Genomic DNA, 17,133 nt, shown 5'->3' with positions numbered 1-17,133 from the left:
ATTATATTTACGCTTTTACTCCACCTGCCATGATACCATCCATGATCTGTTTCTCAAAAACAGCTACAAAGATAATGATCGGAAGAAGGATGATCCATCCCATGGCGCTGACCAGATCCCACGGAACTCCATACATGTTGTCACGTAACGGAAGCTGTACGATGGAAACAGAAAGTACCTGAATACCATTTGAATAAAACAACGGTGTGAAAAAGTTATTCAGACAGGTAATAAAGTTGATAATGCAAACCGTAGCGATTGCCGGCTTCATCAGCGGCAGAACGATCGTAAACAGTCTCTGTGAAAAAGATGCGCCGTCAATAGCAGCTGCCTCCTCCAGTGAGATCGGGATCTCACCGACAAAGTTTCTGAGGATCAGAACCGTAAACGGTATAACGGTACTGATATAAAGAAGGATAAGTCCCGGATATGTATCATACAGCTTTACCTTCTGCATAAACTCATACAGCGGGCGGGCTGTGACAACCTCAGGGATCAGCATGGTAGCCAGAACAAACGCAAATGCAACAGAAACTCCCTTTGAGTTAAATCTTGAGAAGCCATAGGCAGCCATTGCACACAGCACGGTACTGATCACAAGTGTAATGCCTACGATCAGAACTGTATTTCCGATCTTTGAAAGCAGTCCTACATTCTGTATCAGAAATTTATAGCTTTCCAGTGTGGGATGATCCGGAAGATAATCGATCGGTGTTTTAAACAGTTCTCCTGACGGTGTGATCGAAGAAATAAAGATCCAGTAAACCGGGAACAGGATCAGAAAAGCCACAACTGCAAACAGAACCCATCTTCCAACGGCTACCACTCCATGATAAACATTATATTTTCCTGTATTCTTCACGATAATTCCCCCTAACTGTCAAACTTATTCATAACACGTATATTCAGCCAGCTGAAGATCGCCATTACAACAAACAGCAGCATAGCCAGCGCCGAAGCATATCCTACGTTTAGATTTGTAAATGCTTCTGTTGTGATTCTGTATGCGATCAGCGCAGTATCCTCTCCAGGGCCTCCAGATGTCATGGAATAAACCAGATCGAAGGTTGTCAGTCTCCAGAGTGTGAACGGAATACATAAAGTCAGGACATTTTTTGCGATCAGCGGAAGTGTGATCCGGAAAAAGCTCTGGATCCCGTTTGCACCGTCTACCTTTGCTGCCTCATAGATATCGCCGGAAATAAACTGAAGTCCGGAAAGTACAAGAATTGCAAAGAACGGAAGGTCCTTCCACAGGTCCATTGCAATTACCGCTGCTCTTGCAGTACCTGTATTGATCAGCCAGCTGTTCTGGTAACCCGGTACAAACCAGCGGATAAAATCATTGATCAGACCATAATCATTGTTAAATGCCCATTTTGCAGCCATACCGGCTACTACTGCAGGCATAGCCCACGGGATCAGCACGATGGTCCTCAGAAAACGGCGGCCTTTGAATTTCATATTCAGGATCAGTGCCAGGATAACTCCGAGGATCACATGAAAGATCATGGAAGCAACCACAAATATTGCCGTAAAGCTGATCGATGTGAGCACTTTAGGATCAGAAAATACCTTCAGGTAATTCTTGAAGCCTATAAATTCATTGATACCTGCAAGGATACTGATATTAAAGAAGCTGTTTTTCACAGTCATCAGAATGGGATATACTGTTGTAAAACCTCGAATCAGTACAACCGGCAGGATCAAAAGCCATGGTATCCACTTCATATTTTTTTTGCTTATTGTCATGGAACTTTCCTCCCTGTTCATCAAGCAATGTAAAGCAGACTTTTACCTCTGCTTTACATTGCTGTTTTTTTATATCTTTTACTTATACATATCTACCACATCCTGAGCCTTCTTGCAGAACTCATCAACTGTAATCTCGTCTTTCATACAGGACTGGAAGATTGTTCCCATATCGCTGATAAATTCCATTGTCTGTGCCACCATCGGACGTCCCTGTACATTGCATTCATTTGCATATCTGCTGTACATTTCTTTTGCCGGGTCAGAATCCGGAACTACCTTCTCTGCAACATCCTTTCTTGCAGGATATCTGTCAAATGCTTTATAGGAAGCTTCCATTCCGCCTTCATCAGCCATATACTGGAGGAATTTCACAGCTGCATCTTTATTCTTGGATGCTTTGTTGAGAACATAGCTCCAGGAATCTGTAAAGATCGCACGCTCTCCCTTGCCGCTGAAATCCGGTACCATTTCCATGTGGATCTTATCTGCGCCAAGCATATCTGCCTTTGCATAATCTGTTCCAAGGCCCCACATGAACCAGCATCCGTATTTTCCGTCATTGATCTTCGGATTCATCTGCTCATATTTATCAGCGATCTGCTCGATGGATGTTTCTTTATCAGCAACCAGATCGTGGAGGAACTGAACTGCTTCCTTGTTTTCCTCTTTGGTCCAGTCAAAATAATCGCCGCCGAACATGTTTACAAACTGTGCAAGCTCGTTAAATGCATAAGTTTTCTCCCAGGAACCGCCGTAGCCGAATCTTCCGTCCTTGGAAACAGCCTTCATATACTTCATGAAATCCTCTTTTGTATCAATGGATTTGATTCCGACCTCATCCATGATCTCCTGATTTACCCAGAATGCAAAATATCCTGTATAGCCTGGAACACCGATAATGTTTCCGTCCTTATCTGTGATCATATTCTTTACATATCCCTGGGCAAACTGATCAGCGATATCATCTGTCATTACTGTATCATTCAGTCCTTCCAGCCATCCGGAATTTTTAAATGCCGCACTCATCTCATCGTTGATCTGAATGACATCCACGGAAGCATCTCCTGTGGAAAGCATTGTGGTGATCTTCTGCTGACGGGTATCTGTATCTGTAGGTGCCGCAATTACATTAATGTTCAGGCCCGTGGCATCTTCCACATTTGCAAGCCAGTCCTCAAAATCCGGGTCTGTGGTGTCGATGCTGTATAAGGTAAGATCATATTTCTCCTCTGCGGAAACAGTAACCACGTTACCTGCCATACCCACAACCATCGCTGCTGCCAAAACTGCACTCATTACTTTTTTCTTCATATCTTTCTTCCTTTCTGGACATTTTCGTGTTTGTCCACACCTGTTTTTGATGGTTTAAGGATACCAGAGAGCCCCCTCATTCTAAATACAATATTTTATGATTTCTTTATATTATTTTTCGTTCTCTTGTATTTTTGTTGTTAATTTTTTATAATCCTTTTATATAATCTATATTTGTAACGGCTTTTTTTCACAGCTGGATTCGGTTTCATTAATTTGTTTTCGACATAAAGGAGAGTATGTACTATGAAATTCCACAAATGTATCCCACCCATTTTTTCCTCATTTCGCTATAAGCTCCTGCTCGCATTTCTGATCGCAACTATGGTACCTCTGATTTCCCTGACCTTCATCAGCTATCACATTTCCTATAACATTGCCAGAGATCGTATCATCGATTCTGCCGTAATGACTGACAAGCAGCTGGTCTCTCAGCTGAACGACCGCCTCGGTCAGGTTGAAAATGTAGCAGATACCATACAGTTTCAAATGTACTCCCTAAATCAGCCTTCCTCTAATAAGGTAGATGCACTGAAAAAATTCACCACTGTAAAAAACAATATTTCGCTGTATAAATCCACATTCGATTTCTTCCATATATATGTTTTTCTGCAGCCCGATCAGCTCGGTTCAAAAGAAAGCCTGTACTTCTTTTCCACAGATGAGCTTTCTGCATATGGTCTGGATAAAAATATTGTTTCCGGTTCAGGCTTTTCCTCTGTCTGGATACCGGTTTCCAATATGCCTCTGCCTAAAATACTGTCCACAAAAAAATCATCTGCCGATGTGATCCTCTGCGTCCGGGCACTGAAAAATCAGGCCACCGGTATTCTGGAATACGCCTACGGCATTGCTCTGGACACCTCAGAGCTTACCACTTATCTGCAGCCTGCTGCTTTGGATTCCCGCATATACAGCTACATTCTCACAGATCACGGAGAGATTGCAGCAAAAAATACATCCTCACTGAATTTATCCGGAATTTCCAAAGCACAGTTTCAGAAACTCAAAGGAAATGCAGATTCTTCTTTTCACAGCGGCGACAAATATTATAACTGCTGCACCTTAAGCAATGGCTGGCTTCATGTTACCGAAATCCCGGAAAGCTATATTCAGGGCAACACGCACATCCTGATCCGTGCCTTACTGATCACTGTCCTTATTTTCTTGCTCCTTACTGTTATCATCGTTATCCTGTTTTCCGAAAATCTTACCCGGAAGATCACTGCACTTTCCTATGCAATGGAAGCCTTTCAGCTGGGATATGACCCGGAACATCTATCTATCGTTACTGTTCCCCACCCGGATGATCCTTCCAGGTATGATGAGATTGACAGACTGGGCATCACCTTTGAAGATATGCAGCACACAATAGCCGGAAACCTGAAGTCCATTGTAAATCTTTCCGTAAACGAAGAACGTCTGAAATACCAGCTGCTCCAGTCACAGATCAATCCGCATTTTCTTTACAATATCCTGGGATCGATCCGTACCTGCCAGTCCCTTGGAAAGCTTGACATTGCTGATCAGATGATTGCAAATCCGACTGCCTTTTACCGTCTTACCCTGCGTAAATCAAAGGAACTTATTCCTATTAAAGATGAATTGGAAATTGCCCGGCTTTATCTGGAAATGGAAAAGCTCTGTCATAAAGATAATCTGGACTGGGAGATCGAAGCAGAAGATGGAATCGAAAATTTCCTGATCTGCAAGTTTACACTTCAGCCATTTCTCGAAAATTCCATTCTGCACGGGATTTCTTCGGGCACACCAGCTGTTTTCATTTCGATCCATGTTCTTTATGGCGATGATACGGTTGTGATCTCCATTGAGGACAACGGTGCCGGCATGGACTCCGAAACCCTTGCACAGCTGCGCCATGCTATTGAGCATAATGTTATTGATTATGAGAAGCATTTTGGAATTTCCAACGTAAGTTCCCGTATTTCCAACCCATTATACGGAAACGGTTCCGTAAGGATCCGCAGCAACCCCGGAAACGGCACATACGTCACCATTGAATTCGAACAGATGGAGGAAGATATCGATGAAAAAAATAATGATCGTAGATGATAATTACTTATCTGCAGAAGGTATCGAAAAAAACATAGACTGGGAAACACTGAATGCAGAGATCATCCATGTCTGCTACAATGGAACCTCTGCTATCGAAGCCATGAAAAAAGAACCGGCAGATCTGATCATTTCTGACATTGAAATGCCTGATCTTGACGGCATTTCCATGAGCCGTCAAGCTCTTGAGATCAATCCTATGGTGAAGATCATCCTGATCAGTGCCTATGATAAATTTGAATATGCAAGACGCGCTCTGCTCCTCGGTGCTCTGGATTATATCGAAAAGCCTCTGGATTATGCCTATCTTATCCAGAAGGTAAAAAACGCTTTTGCACTGATGGAAAAGGAACAGAAAAATCTCCAGCTTCTGAAACAAAGCAGGCCTCTTCTTACGGAAAAATTTTTCCGCGAGATCACACACCTTCCGTCTTCTGAAGCAGCCTACCGACTGAAGCCTTATCTTAAGTATCTGAACCTGGAGCTGAATTATGATTTTTATACAGTTGTTATTCTGGAGCTTGAAAATGCTCCGGATCTAAAAGCTGTTTACGGGATTGAAAAGTTTCAGATGGAGCTTTTCAACCTTCAGGATCTGATAACTGAGGAAACCGCTTCTCTTGATTTTGTGTATCTTCTCCCGGATATGGATGGCTATCTGTGCATTCTGGGACACAGCGGCTGTCAGTCCAACAGCTTCCGCCAGCTTACCAGCGGACTTATTTCCTCAATCGCAGATGCCTGCCAGCCACTGGGACTTTCTCTCAACGCAGGTATTGGAACAATTGTCCAGGATTTTTGGAACCTGAACCATTCTTATAAAAGCGCCGTACATGCACTGGAATACAGATTCTTTTTCCCGCATCAGAATATCTTTGACGGAAGAGAGGCTCTGGGTTCCGATCTGTCTGTTGCAGATTTTTCAGATACAAAGGAGGATGAACTGATCCGGCTTCTCTGCAAAAAGGATACCGCTGCCATAGATCTCTGGTTTCAGAATTTTTCCGACTGGCTCACTCAGAAATTTCGCACAAAGAATTTCGCTTTCATACAGATTTATTCTCTTCTTGGCCGGATCCTGAAATTTTTCTATGAATTAAATCTGGATACGCATGACCTTGAAGCTAAAATTTTGTATGTTTACAACCACATAAATGAGTTTCATAATACGGAAGAGCTATGTCAATGGCTGAAGGATCTGTGCCATCTTTTATGTCGGAAGCTTGATTCCTCCATGAATGATTATCACCAGAAGCTCTGCGAACTGGTGATTTCCTATATCAACGAACACTACACTGACAATACGCTCTGCCTCAATGATATTGCTGCCTCTGCCAATGTAAGCCCTGCTTATTTAAGTGCTCTTTTCAAAAAAAATCAGGGAATCAGTCTCAGTGACTTTATCACATCTCAGCGAATTTCCGCAGCCGCCCGTTACCTGACTACGACTACTATGAGTCTGAAGGAGATCAGCCTGAAATGTGGTTATGCCAATCAATATTATTTCAGCACCAGCTTCAAAAAGAAAATGGGGATCACACCTTCCGCCTATCGGGAACAGCATACATAACTTCTTCTCTTCTTTATAACAAAGTTACTGGCACAAATGCCAGTGCCCTTCTCCGGAATTTTACTTATAATCAATCAATAAAGAGAACCATCATATTTTTTCGAAGGAGGGATCGCTATGAAAAAATGGAAAAAAATCCTGATATCTCTGATAACAGTCTTTGTACTGACCATGCTTCCGGCAGAATCGGCAATTCTGCCTGGCACAGTCTGTGTTACAGAGGCCGCTCCCAGGATTAGTTCTTCCAAGCTAAGGCAGATTCTGACACAAAAAGATGCTTCCGAGCTTGCCAACGACACTCTGGATATGGCTATTCCATATTGGACTGATCTTCTCAAGGGCTCCGGCATCACCCTGCGCTCCCTGGGCTTTTCAACTACAAAATAAGCTTTTCCCCAAAACAGATCGAGCATACCCGACAACACCCCTGGATATTACAGCCAGGGGTGTTGTACTGTCAGCTGCTTCGCAGCCTATTCCGTTAATTCTTCCAGATTCTTTTTTAATTCGAGCATCTTGTCTCTCAGCTCAGCAGCCTGCTCGAAATTCAGGTCTGCTGCCGCAGCACGCATCTGCTTCTCTACCTGAGCGATCACCTTCGTCAGTTCTTTTCGGTTCATGGATTCCGGATCCTTCTTAAGCTTCACTTCTGTCTCTGCCACCTTCTTCGAAACAGCGATCAGATCACGGACCGCCTTCTTGATCGTGGTTGGAGTGATGCCATGCTCCCTGTTGTAAGCCTCCTGTATCGCTCTCCTTCTTTCTGTCTCCGAGATTGCTTTTTCCATGGATTCTGTCATATTATCTGCATACATGATCACATGGCCTTCGCTGTTCCGGGCAGCACGGCCGATAGTCTGTACCAGGGATGTTTCCGAACGAAGGAAGCCTTCCTTATCTGCATCCAGGATCGCTACCAGCGTGATCTCCGGAATATCCAGTCCTTCTCGCAGAAGGTTGATCCCGACTAGCACATCAAACACATCCAGGCGCATATCGCGGATGATTTCCGCACGTTCCAGAGTGTCAATGTCTGAATGAAGGTATCGGACACGGATTCCCAGATCCTTCATATAATCGGTAAGGTCCTCTGCCATACGTTTGGTCAGGGTCGTGATCAGGACTTTATTTTTCTTTTCAATTTCCTTATTTACTTCTGCTACAAGATCATCGATCTGTCCTTCGATCGGACGCACCTCCACCTTCGGATCAAGAAGCCCTGTAGGACGGATGATCTGCTCTGCGCGGAGAAGCTCATGGTCATATTCATATTCTCCCGGTGTCGCAGATACAAACATTACCTGGTCAAGCTTGTTCTCGAATTCATCAAAGCTCAATGGACGGTTATCCTTGGCAGACGGAAGTCGGAAGCCGTAATCCACCAGTGTCTGTTTACGGCTCTGATCACCGGCATACATACCGCCAACCTGGGGAACTGTCTTATGGGACTCATCTATAATAAGTAAAAAATCATCTCCGAAGTAATCCATCAGTGTATACGGTGGCTGCCCCGGTGCAAGCCCTGTCAGGTGTCTGGAATAGTTCTCGATCCCGGAGCAGAATCCCGTTTCCTTCATCATTTCCACATCAAAGTTGGTACGCTCCGCAATTCTCTGAGCCTCAATCAGCTTATCCTCACTTTTAAAGTATTCCACCTGCTGCTTCATCTCTTCCAAAATGGCATCTGCTGCACGACGGATCTGCTCCTGAGGCACAACGTAATGAGATGCAGGGAAAATCGCTGCATGGTTTTCCACACTTTTAATCTCTCCGGTAAGCACATCGATATCTGTGATACGCTCGATCTCATCTCCGAAAAATTCCACACGCACTGCCCGGTCTGTAGAATTCGCCGGAAAGATCTCCAGCACATCACCCCGGACACGAAATGTTCCACGGTGAAAATCCATCTCATTTCTTGTGTACTGGATATCGATCAGCTGTTTGATAACCTCATCACGGTCCTTCTCCATTCCAGGGCGAAGAGAGATCATCATATCAAAAAACTCCTGAGGTGCACCTAAGCCATAGATACAGGATACCGACGAAACCACGATTACATCCTTGCGCTCACATAAGGCTGCTGTGGCGGAGAGACGGAGCTTATCGATCTCATCGTTAGTGGATGCGTCCTTAGCGATGTAGGTGTCTGTGGAAGGAACGTAAGCCTCCGGCTGGTAGTAGTCGTAGTAGGAGACAAAATATTCCACTGCGTTCTCAGGAAAAAATTCTTTCATCTCGCCGTAAAGCTGGGCCGCCAGTGTTTTATTGTGGGCAAGTACCAGAGTTGGTTTATTTAACTGGGCAATGACATTCGCCATTGTGAAAGTCTTACCGGAGCCAGTAACACCAAGCAAAGTCTCGAACTGGTTGCCTTCTTTAAATCCCTCGACCAATTTCTCGATGGCCTGGGGCTGATCGCCGGTTGGCTTGTATGGGGCTTTTAATTTGAACTCATTCATGGTAAATCCCTCCATTTGTGACTTTTACTATGATCATTATCAGCTAAAAATTCGTATCCAGATTCGTAACGAAAAGCTCATTTTTATAGTGAATAGATGTGTTTCTCACCTCGTTACGAATAAAAGTCACAAAACTGATTTTTGCGGATAAAACAGCACTCGGAAATACCTGAAAATACTAACCTCCGGTCCTGTCATATTTTTACTGTTTGTTCTTGTAACAGTCCCTATTATATCAAATAAATTTTTGAAAGTATATAGATTAACGCAAGAAAAAAGTACAAATGTTCGATTCTTATTTGTACTTTTTTCTATCACTACTATTCTATTTTTTATCATGCTGCGTTGAAATATTCCTCCAGGATTAAGTCTATTTCAATCACTTTCGATACTTCACTCAATATGATAAGTTGGCGTAAACGCAAAGAAACAGCGACTTTGAAAAGTTATCCCGCTTTTGCTTACCATATTATTTTCTTAAATTAACATTCATGTAACGCCCAATATTACGCAAATTCATCGAGTCCTCTACAAACTGAAGTTCATCCCAATATGCAGACCTTTGATTATACACGCTTATAAATTATTGGTTCATCATATCCAAAAGTTCTCTTTCCATTAACTTCCATGCTTTCCGATACCTCCAGAAAATTGTTGGAAAACTTTTCCCAAAGTTTGAATGTCATTACCGGAGAGAACTGGCTTGTGCTGCCTCCCTCCCAGATTCCGTCCTTTTCATGATAAAGTGCCGGATTAAATTTTTCAGATTTTTCTAGTTTAGAGTAATCAACATTCTTCATAGAATCATATGAAAATGTATTTTTATCTTCTCCTTTTGGAATTTTATAAGAAGAAAGTAAAATTCCCTGTTCTATTTCCGTGATAAGGAAAAGATGTGGAGATGCATGACGTTTTCCATTAATTTCATAATAACTCTCTTCAACAACAAATTTTCCTTTGAAATCTTCAGGAAGGTTATTTATTTTGTCATTACAGATTGTATTTACATGTTCCGCATATGGATATGTTTTCCCTTCTGCCTGCATCTTATTAAATTGATCCTTATTATCAAAATGTCCTGTCATCATTCCTACAAAATTATCAAGTTTCATCATATACTTTACCTCCTGGTATTTGCCTAATCACACTATTCCTATTTTGCTTTTGCCATACTGGCGATATCTCCCACTCCATTCAATACCATTGTCGGAAGATAAGCATAAGTTTTGAGTGTATCCTTCGTTGAACATCCAGAGAGAACCAATACAGTAGACATACCACTTTCCATTCCAGAAATCACATCTGTATCCATACGATCCCCAACCATTACAGCTTCTGCTGAATGACATCCAAGCATATTCAATCCTGTTCTCATCATCAGTGGATTCGGTTTCCCACAGAAATATGCCTGTGTACCTGTTGCCATTTCTATAGGTGCAATCAATGCACGACAAGCAGGAGCAATGCCGTTCTCAATCGGTCCGGAAACATCTGAGTTTGCTCCGATCAGCTTTGCACCTTTCAGAACTAAATTCGTTGCTTTTGTTAATGTATCCAATGAATAGGAGCGTCCCTCTCCCACAACAACATAATCCGGATTTACATCATTCATTGTGATACCTACATCATAAAGTGCATTTAACAGGCCGGCTTCTCCTATCACAAATGCCGAACAGCCTGCCGCCTGTTCTTTTAAAAATGCGGCTGTTGCCAATGCACTGGTATAAAAATGTTCTTCTGGCACATCAAGTCCCATCCTAGCCAGTTTCTGATTTAATTCCCGTGGTGTATATCCACTATTATTTGTCAAAAACAAATATTCTTTCTTTTCATCATGCAACCACTGGATGAATTCTGGAACACCTGGCAATATCTGATTGCCATGATAGATCACACCATCCATATCACAGATGAATCCTTTTTTTTCATTAAAATCGATTATGGATTTTATCATGTTCATATGCGCCCTGCCTTTCTTGTTTCTTTAGAATACACCTTACTCTTTTCATAATAAAATAAAGCGCTATTTTCTACAAATATTTTTATATTATATCATCCACACATGAAATCAAATACATAATACTGTAAAATCAAAGTAAATATTTCGATCAACAGAACCTTTTATGACAACATCTCTTTCACACAAGTACTTCGATAATCACTTGGTGATATTTTATATCTTTCTTTAAATACTCGGTTAAACGTTCTCTGACTTTCAAATCCACTATCCAGACAAATATTTGTAATAGAATCACTCGTATTTTCCAAACGATGGCATGCATAGTTCAGCCTTGCATCGTTAAGATATTGATTAAAGTTTCTATGGAATGTCTTGGAAAAGAGTCTGGATAAAACATATTTGCTCACGCCCAGATCTTTTGCCATCTCTTCCAACGAAAACTTCTTCTTGAAATTTGCTGATATATAGGAAACTGTCTGGTAAATAAGATCGTTGCTCCCCACACTGCTCTTTTCTACCAAATTTAATTTTCCTATGCAGCGTGCCAACACAATTTGAAGATATGCCTGTGCAACAGTAATATCCGACTGTTCTGTCTCTAAAATTGCATTTATAACCCTATATACCTCCGGTTCAACCTTTTCCGCTTTGATGATTGGGTATTCAGGAGCCATGGATTGCATAATATCTGCAAATTTGGCTATCGTAAATGGCGATGCAATCAGATAAGTCGCTTTATTTACACCGGGTGTCAGTACCTGATAGTGATGAATAACATCTGGAAATACAAAGCCTATATCTCCTTTTTCCATATAGTATAGTTCCTGTCCGACACCAAGTTCTAATGCTCCACTTGTTACACAAACGATCTCCAGTGCATTATGAAGATGTGGTTCAATATGTTTTGACTTCCTATTTATTGCTATGATCTCCTCTTTTGTGTCAACATATTTTAACTGCATGAAATACTCCCCTTTGCAACATTTGTCTATATCTTCTTTCGATTTGGCAAGCAATCCTTTTACACCTATCTTATAATCAACTTGTAAATAAGGAAAGGAGGAATTGCAAATGAGCAACCTAAAAAAATATCTGAATGACCTTTTAGTATTCTACACTGAATATTTTGAGCATCCTTACCATGTATAAATACTAAAAGGACTATTTTGTGAAAACTGAATATTTTCTTAAGGCCATTTCACAAAAATGAAGTGGTCCTTTTTTATTTTCAAAATACAGTTCAATCACTTTATATATAGAAAAAAGCACTGTCTCATCGAGCAACGACCAGACAACGCTTTCTCCTGTCAATTCTAATTTATGTCTGATGCATCTGTTACTTCATCTGCAGCAATTTCTTTTTCTGCTTTCAGTTTTTTATTTGCATCTTCTACATTCATTCTTGAAAGTACAAACATAATCAATACATCAAAGATTAACGGAAGCCAAAGATACATAAACTGCATCATATCAAGTGCAGACTGCGGCTGAGTTGCATTTGTTCCGATATATCCACTGAACTCAAGCAGCCATCCAACAACAGCGGTTCCAATACCTCCACCGATTTTTACGCCAAGAGAAGTACAAGAGTACATCGTTCCGTCAATTCTCTTTCCCTGTGTAAGATAAGTGTACTCAGAGCAGGATGCGATAACTGCATTCATATCTCCCTGCCATGGTCCCTGACCTAAGGCTGCAAGAGCTGTAAATGCCATCATCAGCGGAACACTGCCCATATATCCTGCAACAACAACAAGTGCTCTACCGATGACTGCTAAGACATAACCTCTTAAGTTCAGTTTATACATACCTTTCCACTTACCAACTAATGTCGGTGTGAAAATCAGGGCAATGATCAGTGGAATATTTACTGCCCATGCAAATTGTCCAAACAAATTCTTATTTTTCAGTACCCATGTCATGTAATAAATGCCAGCTCCAATCATGGCACTATATAACTGCTGTAAAATATATGTTCCACAAATCATCATGTAATATTTGTTTTTAACAAGAAGCTTGAATGCCTGTACCATTCCGTACTTTTCATTATCATCCTTTACTTCTCCTTCGTTAAGTTCTTCCTCAGGAAGTTCCTTAACAGAAAGTGCTGAAATCGTATTTATGACAAGACCAATGATTGCATAGATAATAGCAACCGTTCTCCATGCCGCAGCATCTCCACCACATTTATCTACAAATCCAACTGTAATCGCCTGAATCAGAAGACTTGTTGAAAACGCAAAAATAAAACGGTAAGATCCCATCTGCACACGCTCTTTGCTGTTCTTTGTAATCAGTGACGTAAGTGCTGAATAAGCAATATTGTTTGCTGTATAAAACACACCATTTAACAGTGTATAAGAGATAAAGAACCATGCGTATTTAGCCGTTGTTCCAAAGCTGACTGGTACTGCAAAGCAGCAGACCAGCGTAATGGCACAACCAATGTATCCGTATAGCATCCAGGGTTTCGCTTTTCCCATTTTACTGTGTGTTTTGTCAATCATTGATCCAAAAAATATATCCGTAAAACCATCAAATAGTTTTGATACGGCAATCAGGGTACCTACGACACCTGCAGCAAGTCCTACTGAGTCCGTCAGATAGACCATCATAAAAGATGTCAGGAAAGCATAGACTACATTACCTGCAATATCGCCTGATCCGTATCCAATTTTGTTATACCATTTCAAATACTTTTTTTCTTCCATCGAATTTCTTTGCTCCTCATCTTCATCGCACTTAGAATTTCAAGATGTCTAACAGAGTATGATGTCTAATTCTAGTTTTTTCTCTGTTTTTGTCTGATTGCTCTGTATATCCGGACTTTACATAACAATCAGACTCTCTTTCCTTGTTTACGGGTTACATGAAACTTTATTATCCCTTTATATACGGTATCAGTGTAAACTGGAACCGGAATAATACATCATCAAATCGGTACTGCTCCAATACAACTGGACCACAACTGTTAGAACCAATGCCATTTAGTGCATAGTCAACACAAAATACTACACTATCTGATTCTGTCAGTTCATAATTATGCGTTTTCTTCTCAAGTTCTTCCTGTGTATAATAAGAAGCATTGAATGAAAATGCCTTTTCTGCGGATGCCACAATTCCATATCGGCTGTTGTTAAGTTCTACATATTCACAATCATAATGGCTTCCATTTTCCTGTGGACGAATATAGTCCTCATGTAAATCCCCTACATCTGCCCGGTACAAACCGTGGCTCGCAGCCTGATGTTTATCACAATAACTTTCCTGTGGTCCCATTCCAAAGTATCTTACAGCTGAAAGTTTTTTATCCAGGAACATCCTCACACCAAATCTCGGAAGATCCGGGAATTCATCGTCTTTTGTTACTGCAATATCTGCATCAATCTTTCCAGCAGCTTCTATTTTCCATGTAATCGTCACATCAAGAATCTTCTGTACTGTCTCTGCCACAACGGAAGCATGGCTTGTAATCTTCACACCATGTTTTCCCTGCACAACCTCTGTCGTATAGGCTCTTGTGTAAGCCTTATCATAGTGGGCTTTCTTCCATTCAGACTTGATGTACATATCGTTATCTGTTGGAGCTCTCCAAATATTTAATTCCATCGGATGGTTCAAGTATTCCCGCCCTGCGAATTTCATCTCTGTAAAGAGTGCAGTACGTTTGTCTATGGTATAAGCAAATTCACGCCCCTTGATATGAATCTGTGTATCATTTTCATTTACCTGTAATTCAGAGTCCACTACTGTTTTTGGTATCCATTTCTCTGCAAGTTTACATTTTGTATCCTCTTTACTTACCTCAATTTCATCAAATCCAAGAATATGGTCTTTATCCAACAGTGGCAATTCTTTTTTCAGATGGTAAATAAGTTTTAAATAACATTTCCCATTCTCTGGAACATTGATCTTCAGGTTTGTTTTTCCTTCCCCATGTGGTGCCACAGAAAACTCCGGAAGTATGCCTTTGCTGATCACAAGACCATCCTGTGTCAGCTCATAACTAATCTTCACATAATCTTTCAAGTCATCAAAATCCATGTAGTTATGAAGCACCAGTTCTCCGCTTTCTTTGTTATAGGAAATAACTCTTGCCGGGCGATAAACATTCTTGTATTCCAAAAGTCCTGTATGTACCGTTCTGTCCGGATATACTAATCCATCCATACAGAAGTTGCCATCATGAATTTCTTCGCCATGGTCGCCCCCATAAGCATATATAGTCTTTCCATTCTCAGCAGTTCCATGAGCAATCGCATGGTCACACCATTCCCAGACAAAGCCGCCGCACATTTTATCATTATCCTGAATCATCTGGAAGTAATCTTCAAAATCTCCAGGTCCGTTTCCCATGCTGTGACAGTACTCTACCAAAAGGAAGGGTTTGCTTCCATCTTTATCCAGATATTCCTGAATTTCGGAAAGCGCTGGGTACATCCGGCTGTACACATCCAGATTGCTGTAATCATATGTTTCATCATAATTACGGTATCTTGCACTCTCATATTGTGTGATACGTTCTGGATCAAAATTCTTTGTCCATTCCAGTGCTTTTTCAAAGTTGCAGCCATAAGCACTCTCATTTCCCATTGACCACATAACAATACAGAAACGGTTTTTGTCACGTTCCACCATGAGTTTTACGCGATCAACGATTGCCTCTTCCCATACCGGATCATCTGCAATCTTCTCATTCCATCGTTTAAACCGATTGTAATCAGTGTCTTCTTTTCTATAGATCATAAATGGACCATGAGCTTCAATATCTGCTTCATCTATTACCATGAATCCATACTTGTCACACATTTCATAGAAAAATGGTGCGTTCGGATAGTGGCTGGAACGGATCGCATTAAAATTATGCTGCTTCATTAACGTAAGATCGGTTGTAATCTGTTCCGGATTGATTGTAAATCCAGTAACCGGATCAGAATCATGTCGATTGACACCACGGAATTTAATCTTCTGTCCATTTAAATAAATAACCTGGTCTTTAATCTCTATCTTTCTTAATGCAATGTGATCTACAATTACTTCATTCTCTGTCTCAAGAATCAGTTTATATAGATATGGATTTTCTGTATTCCAAAGTTCCGGACTTGCGATTTCTAATACAGCTGTTCCTTCTTCAGCAATACTTCCTAGTGCTACAACTGCTCCGTTTCTATCTTCAATCGAAATTTTTACATTTAACGGAGAGTAGAATTTCATTTCAATTTCTACTTTCGCAAGCATATCCTCAATTCTTGTTTTAATATGATAATCACTGATTGCCTGTTTTGGGCGTTTCAAAATGTACACATCCCGGAAAATACCACTCATACGGAATTTGTCCTGATCTTCCAAATAGGAACCATCACACCACTTCATTACCAACACTGCCACCGTATTCGTTCCATCCTGAAGTACATCGGTAACATCAAACTCACTGGTCATATGCGAAACCTGGCTGTATCCTATGTAAGAGCCATTGATCCATACGTAAAAGCAACTGTCTACTCCTTCAAAGTTCAAAAAAGATTTTGGCGCTTTCTCATCTCTACTGTACTCAAAAGTATGTACATAGACTCCACACGGAATGTCCTGTGGCACATATGGTGGATCAAACGGAAATGGATACCGGATGTTTGTATACTGGTGTGTATCATATCCAGCCATCTGCCATACACTTGGAACCTGAATCTCATCAAAATTTTCTGTATCATAATTCTTCTCAAAGAAAGAATCCTGAATGTCATAGATGCTGTTAAAATACTGGAATTTCCAAGTTCCATTCAATAACTGCATACGATCTGACTCTTCTCTGTGTTCCACCAAGTTATCCATTCTTCTGGATGCCGGAATATAATAGGCTCTGGCTGGCATTGTGTTTTCGTGCAGTACGCTTAGATTTTCATAATAACGTGGTACGATCATAAATAGCTCTCCTCCAATACATATACTTTTTTGTTCTTTGTTTTCCTAAAGAAAACCTTATACTTTACTTTTTGTTTACGTTC

12 protein-coding genes are annotated in these 17,133 nt (G+C 41.0%); 3 read left to right on the top strand and 9 right to left on the bottom strand.

Annotation, left to right across the window (positions count from 1 at the left end; translation table 11 throughout):
* Positions 1–7: 7 nt before the first annotated feature.
* From NCY57_RS07420 to NCY57_RS07410, 3 genes are all read right to left on the bottom strand, one after another.
* On the bottom strand, positions 8–862 hold the full coding sequence (locus NCY57_RS07420) for a carbohydrate ABC transporter permease (RefSeq protein ID WP_021652326.1): 855 nt from the start codon (positions 860–862) through the stop codon (positions 8–10).
* Between the two features lie 11 nt (positions 863–873).
* Positions 874–1,752 carry a carbohydrate ABC transporter permease gene (locus NCY57_RS07415; protein ID WP_044961978.1) on the bottom strand — a complete coding sequence of 293 codons (879 nt, stop codon included), beginning with the start codon at positions 1,750–1,752 and terminating at the stop codon, positions 874–876.
* Between the two features lie 78 nt (positions 1,753–1,830).
* Complete coding sequence (locus NCY57_RS07410) at positions 1,831–3,066, bottom strand: ABC transporter substrate-binding protein (protein ID WP_015527072.1); 1,236 nt, start codon at positions 3,064–3,066, stop codon at positions 1,831–1,833.
* A 246-nt stretch (positions 3,067–3,312) separates the two neighbouring features.
* Between NCY57_RS07410 and NCY57_RS07405 the strand changes: the two genes are divergently transcribed.
* The 3 genes from NCY57_RS07405 (at position 3,313) to NCY57_RS07395 (ending at position 7,096) form a co-directional block, all read left to right on the top strand.
* Complete coding sequence (locus tag NCY57_RS07405; RefSeq protein ID WP_250789586.1) at positions 3,313–5,139, top strand: sensor histidine kinase; 1,827 nt, start codon at positions 3,313–3,315, stop codon at positions 5,137–5,139.
* Complete coding sequence (locus NCY57_RS07400) at positions 5,114–6,709, top strand: response regulator (protein ID WP_021652321.1); 1,596 nt, start codon at positions 5,114–5,116, stop codon at positions 6,707–6,709. Before NCY57_RS07405 ends, NCY57_RS07400 begins: the two co-directional genes overlap by 26 nt.
* Before the next feature lie 117 nt (positions 6,710–6,826).
* Complete coding sequence (locus NCY57_RS07395; RefSeq protein WP_173739611.1) at positions 6,827–7,096, top strand: hypothetical protein; 270 nt, start codon at positions 6,827–6,829, stop codon at positions 7,094–7,096.
* A gap of 86 nt (positions 7,097–7,182) precedes the next feature.
* On the opposite strand, the gene uvrB is transcribed toward NCY57_RS07395, so the two are convergent.
* From uvrB to NCY57_RS07365, 6 genes are all read right to left on the bottom strand, one after another.
* Positions 7,183–9,171: an excinuclease ABC subunit UvrB gene (uvrB, locus tag NCY57_RS07390; protein ID WP_147603343.1), complete on the bottom strand. Its 1,989-nt coding sequence runs from the start codon at positions 9,169–9,171 to the stop codon at positions 7,183–7,185.
* A gap of 566 nt (positions 9,172–9,737) precedes the next feature.
* Positions 9,738–10,286, bottom strand: coding sequence for a hypothetical protein (locus tag NCY57_RS07385; RefSeq protein WP_015527045.1), 549 nt, complete (start codon positions 10,284–10,286; stop codon positions 9,738–9,740).
* A gap of 38 nt (positions 10,287–10,324) precedes the next feature.
* Positions 10,325–11,131: an HAD-IIA family hydrolase gene (locus NCY57_RS07380; protein WP_161208684.1), complete on the bottom strand. Its 807-nt coding sequence runs from the start codon at positions 11,129–11,131 to the stop codon at positions 10,325–10,327.
* A 161-nt stretch (positions 11,132–11,292) separates the two neighbouring features.
* Positions 11,293–12,093, bottom strand: coding sequence for a helix-turn-helix transcriptional regulator (locus NCY57_RS07375; RefSeq protein WP_161208687.1), 801 nt, complete (start codon positions 12,091–12,093; stop codon positions 11,293–11,295).
* Between the two features lie 351 nt (positions 12,094–12,444).
* Positions 12,445–13,842 (bottom strand): MFS transporter, encoded by a 1,398-nt coding sequence (locus NCY57_RS07370; protein WP_110102505.1) that lies wholly within the window; start codon positions 13,840–13,842, stop codon positions 12,445–12,447.
* Positions 13,843–14,011: 169 nt separating this feature from the next.
* Positions 14,012–17,050 carry a glycoside hydrolase family 2 TIM barrel-domain containing protein gene (locus NCY57_RS07365; protein WP_110102506.1) on the bottom strand — a complete coding sequence of 1,013 codons (3,039 nt, stop codon included), beginning with the start codon at positions 17,048–17,050 and terminating at the stop codon, positions 14,012–14,014.
* Between the last annotated feature and the right edge of the window lie 83 nt (positions 17,051–17,133).

The organism is Blautia sp. MB18-30 (assembly GCF_023669475.1).
Taxonomy (GTDB): Bacteria; Bacillota; Clostridia; order Lachnospirales; family Lachnospiraceae; genus Blautia_A; species Blautia_A fusiformis.
Note: the sequence above shows the minus strand (reverse complement) of the source record. Positions and strands in the feature narration are given on the sequence as shown.

What these genes read in the sequence shown, in the direction of transcription:
- uvrB (WP_147603343.1), bottom strand. Translation starts at nt 9,171, where the DNA reads ATGAATGAGTTCAAATTAAAAGCCCCATACAAGCCAACCGGCGATCAG.
- NCY57_RS07400 (WP_021652321.1), top strand. Translation starts at nt 5,114, where the DNA reads ATGAAAAAAATAATGATCGTAGATGATAATTACTTATCTGCAGAAGGT.
- NCY57_RS07380 (WP_161208684.1), bottom strand. Translation starts at nt 11,131, where the DNA reads ATGAACATGATAAAATCCATAATCGATTTTAATGAAAAAAAAGGATTC.
- NCY57_RS07370 (WP_110102505.1), bottom strand. Translation starts at nt 13,842, where the DNA reads ATGGAAGAAAAAAAGTATTTGAAATGGTATAACAAAATTGGATACGGA.
- NCY57_RS07405 (WP_250789586.1), top strand. Translation starts at nt 3,313, where the DNA reads ATGAAATTCCACAAATGTATCCCACCCATTTTTTCCTCATTTCGCTAT.
- NCY57_RS07395 (WP_173739611.1), top strand. Translation starts at nt 6,827, where the DNA reads ATGAAAAAATGGAAAAAAATCCTGATATCTCTGATAACAGTCTTTGTA.
- NCY57_RS07365 (WP_110102506.1), bottom strand. Translation starts at nt 17,050, where the DNA reads ATGATCGTACCACGTTATTATGAAAATCTAAGCGTACTGCACGAAAAC.
- NCY57_RS07410 (WP_015527072.1), bottom strand. Translation starts at nt 3,066, where the DNA reads ATGAAGAAAAAAGTAATGAGTGCAGTTTTGGCAGCAGCGATGGTTGTG.
- NCY57_RS07385 (WP_015527045.1), bottom strand. Translation starts at nt 10,286, where the DNA reads ATGATGAAACTTGATAATTTTGTAGGAATGATGACAGGACATTTTGAT.
- NCY57_RS07415 (WP_044961978.1), bottom strand. Translation starts at nt 1,752, where the DNA reads ATGACAATAAGCAAAAAAAATATGAAGTGGATACCATGGCTTTTGATC.
- NCY57_RS07375 (WP_161208687.1), bottom strand. Translation starts at nt 12,093, where the DNA reads ATGCAGTTAAAATATGTTGACACAAAAGAGGAGATCATAGCAATAAAT.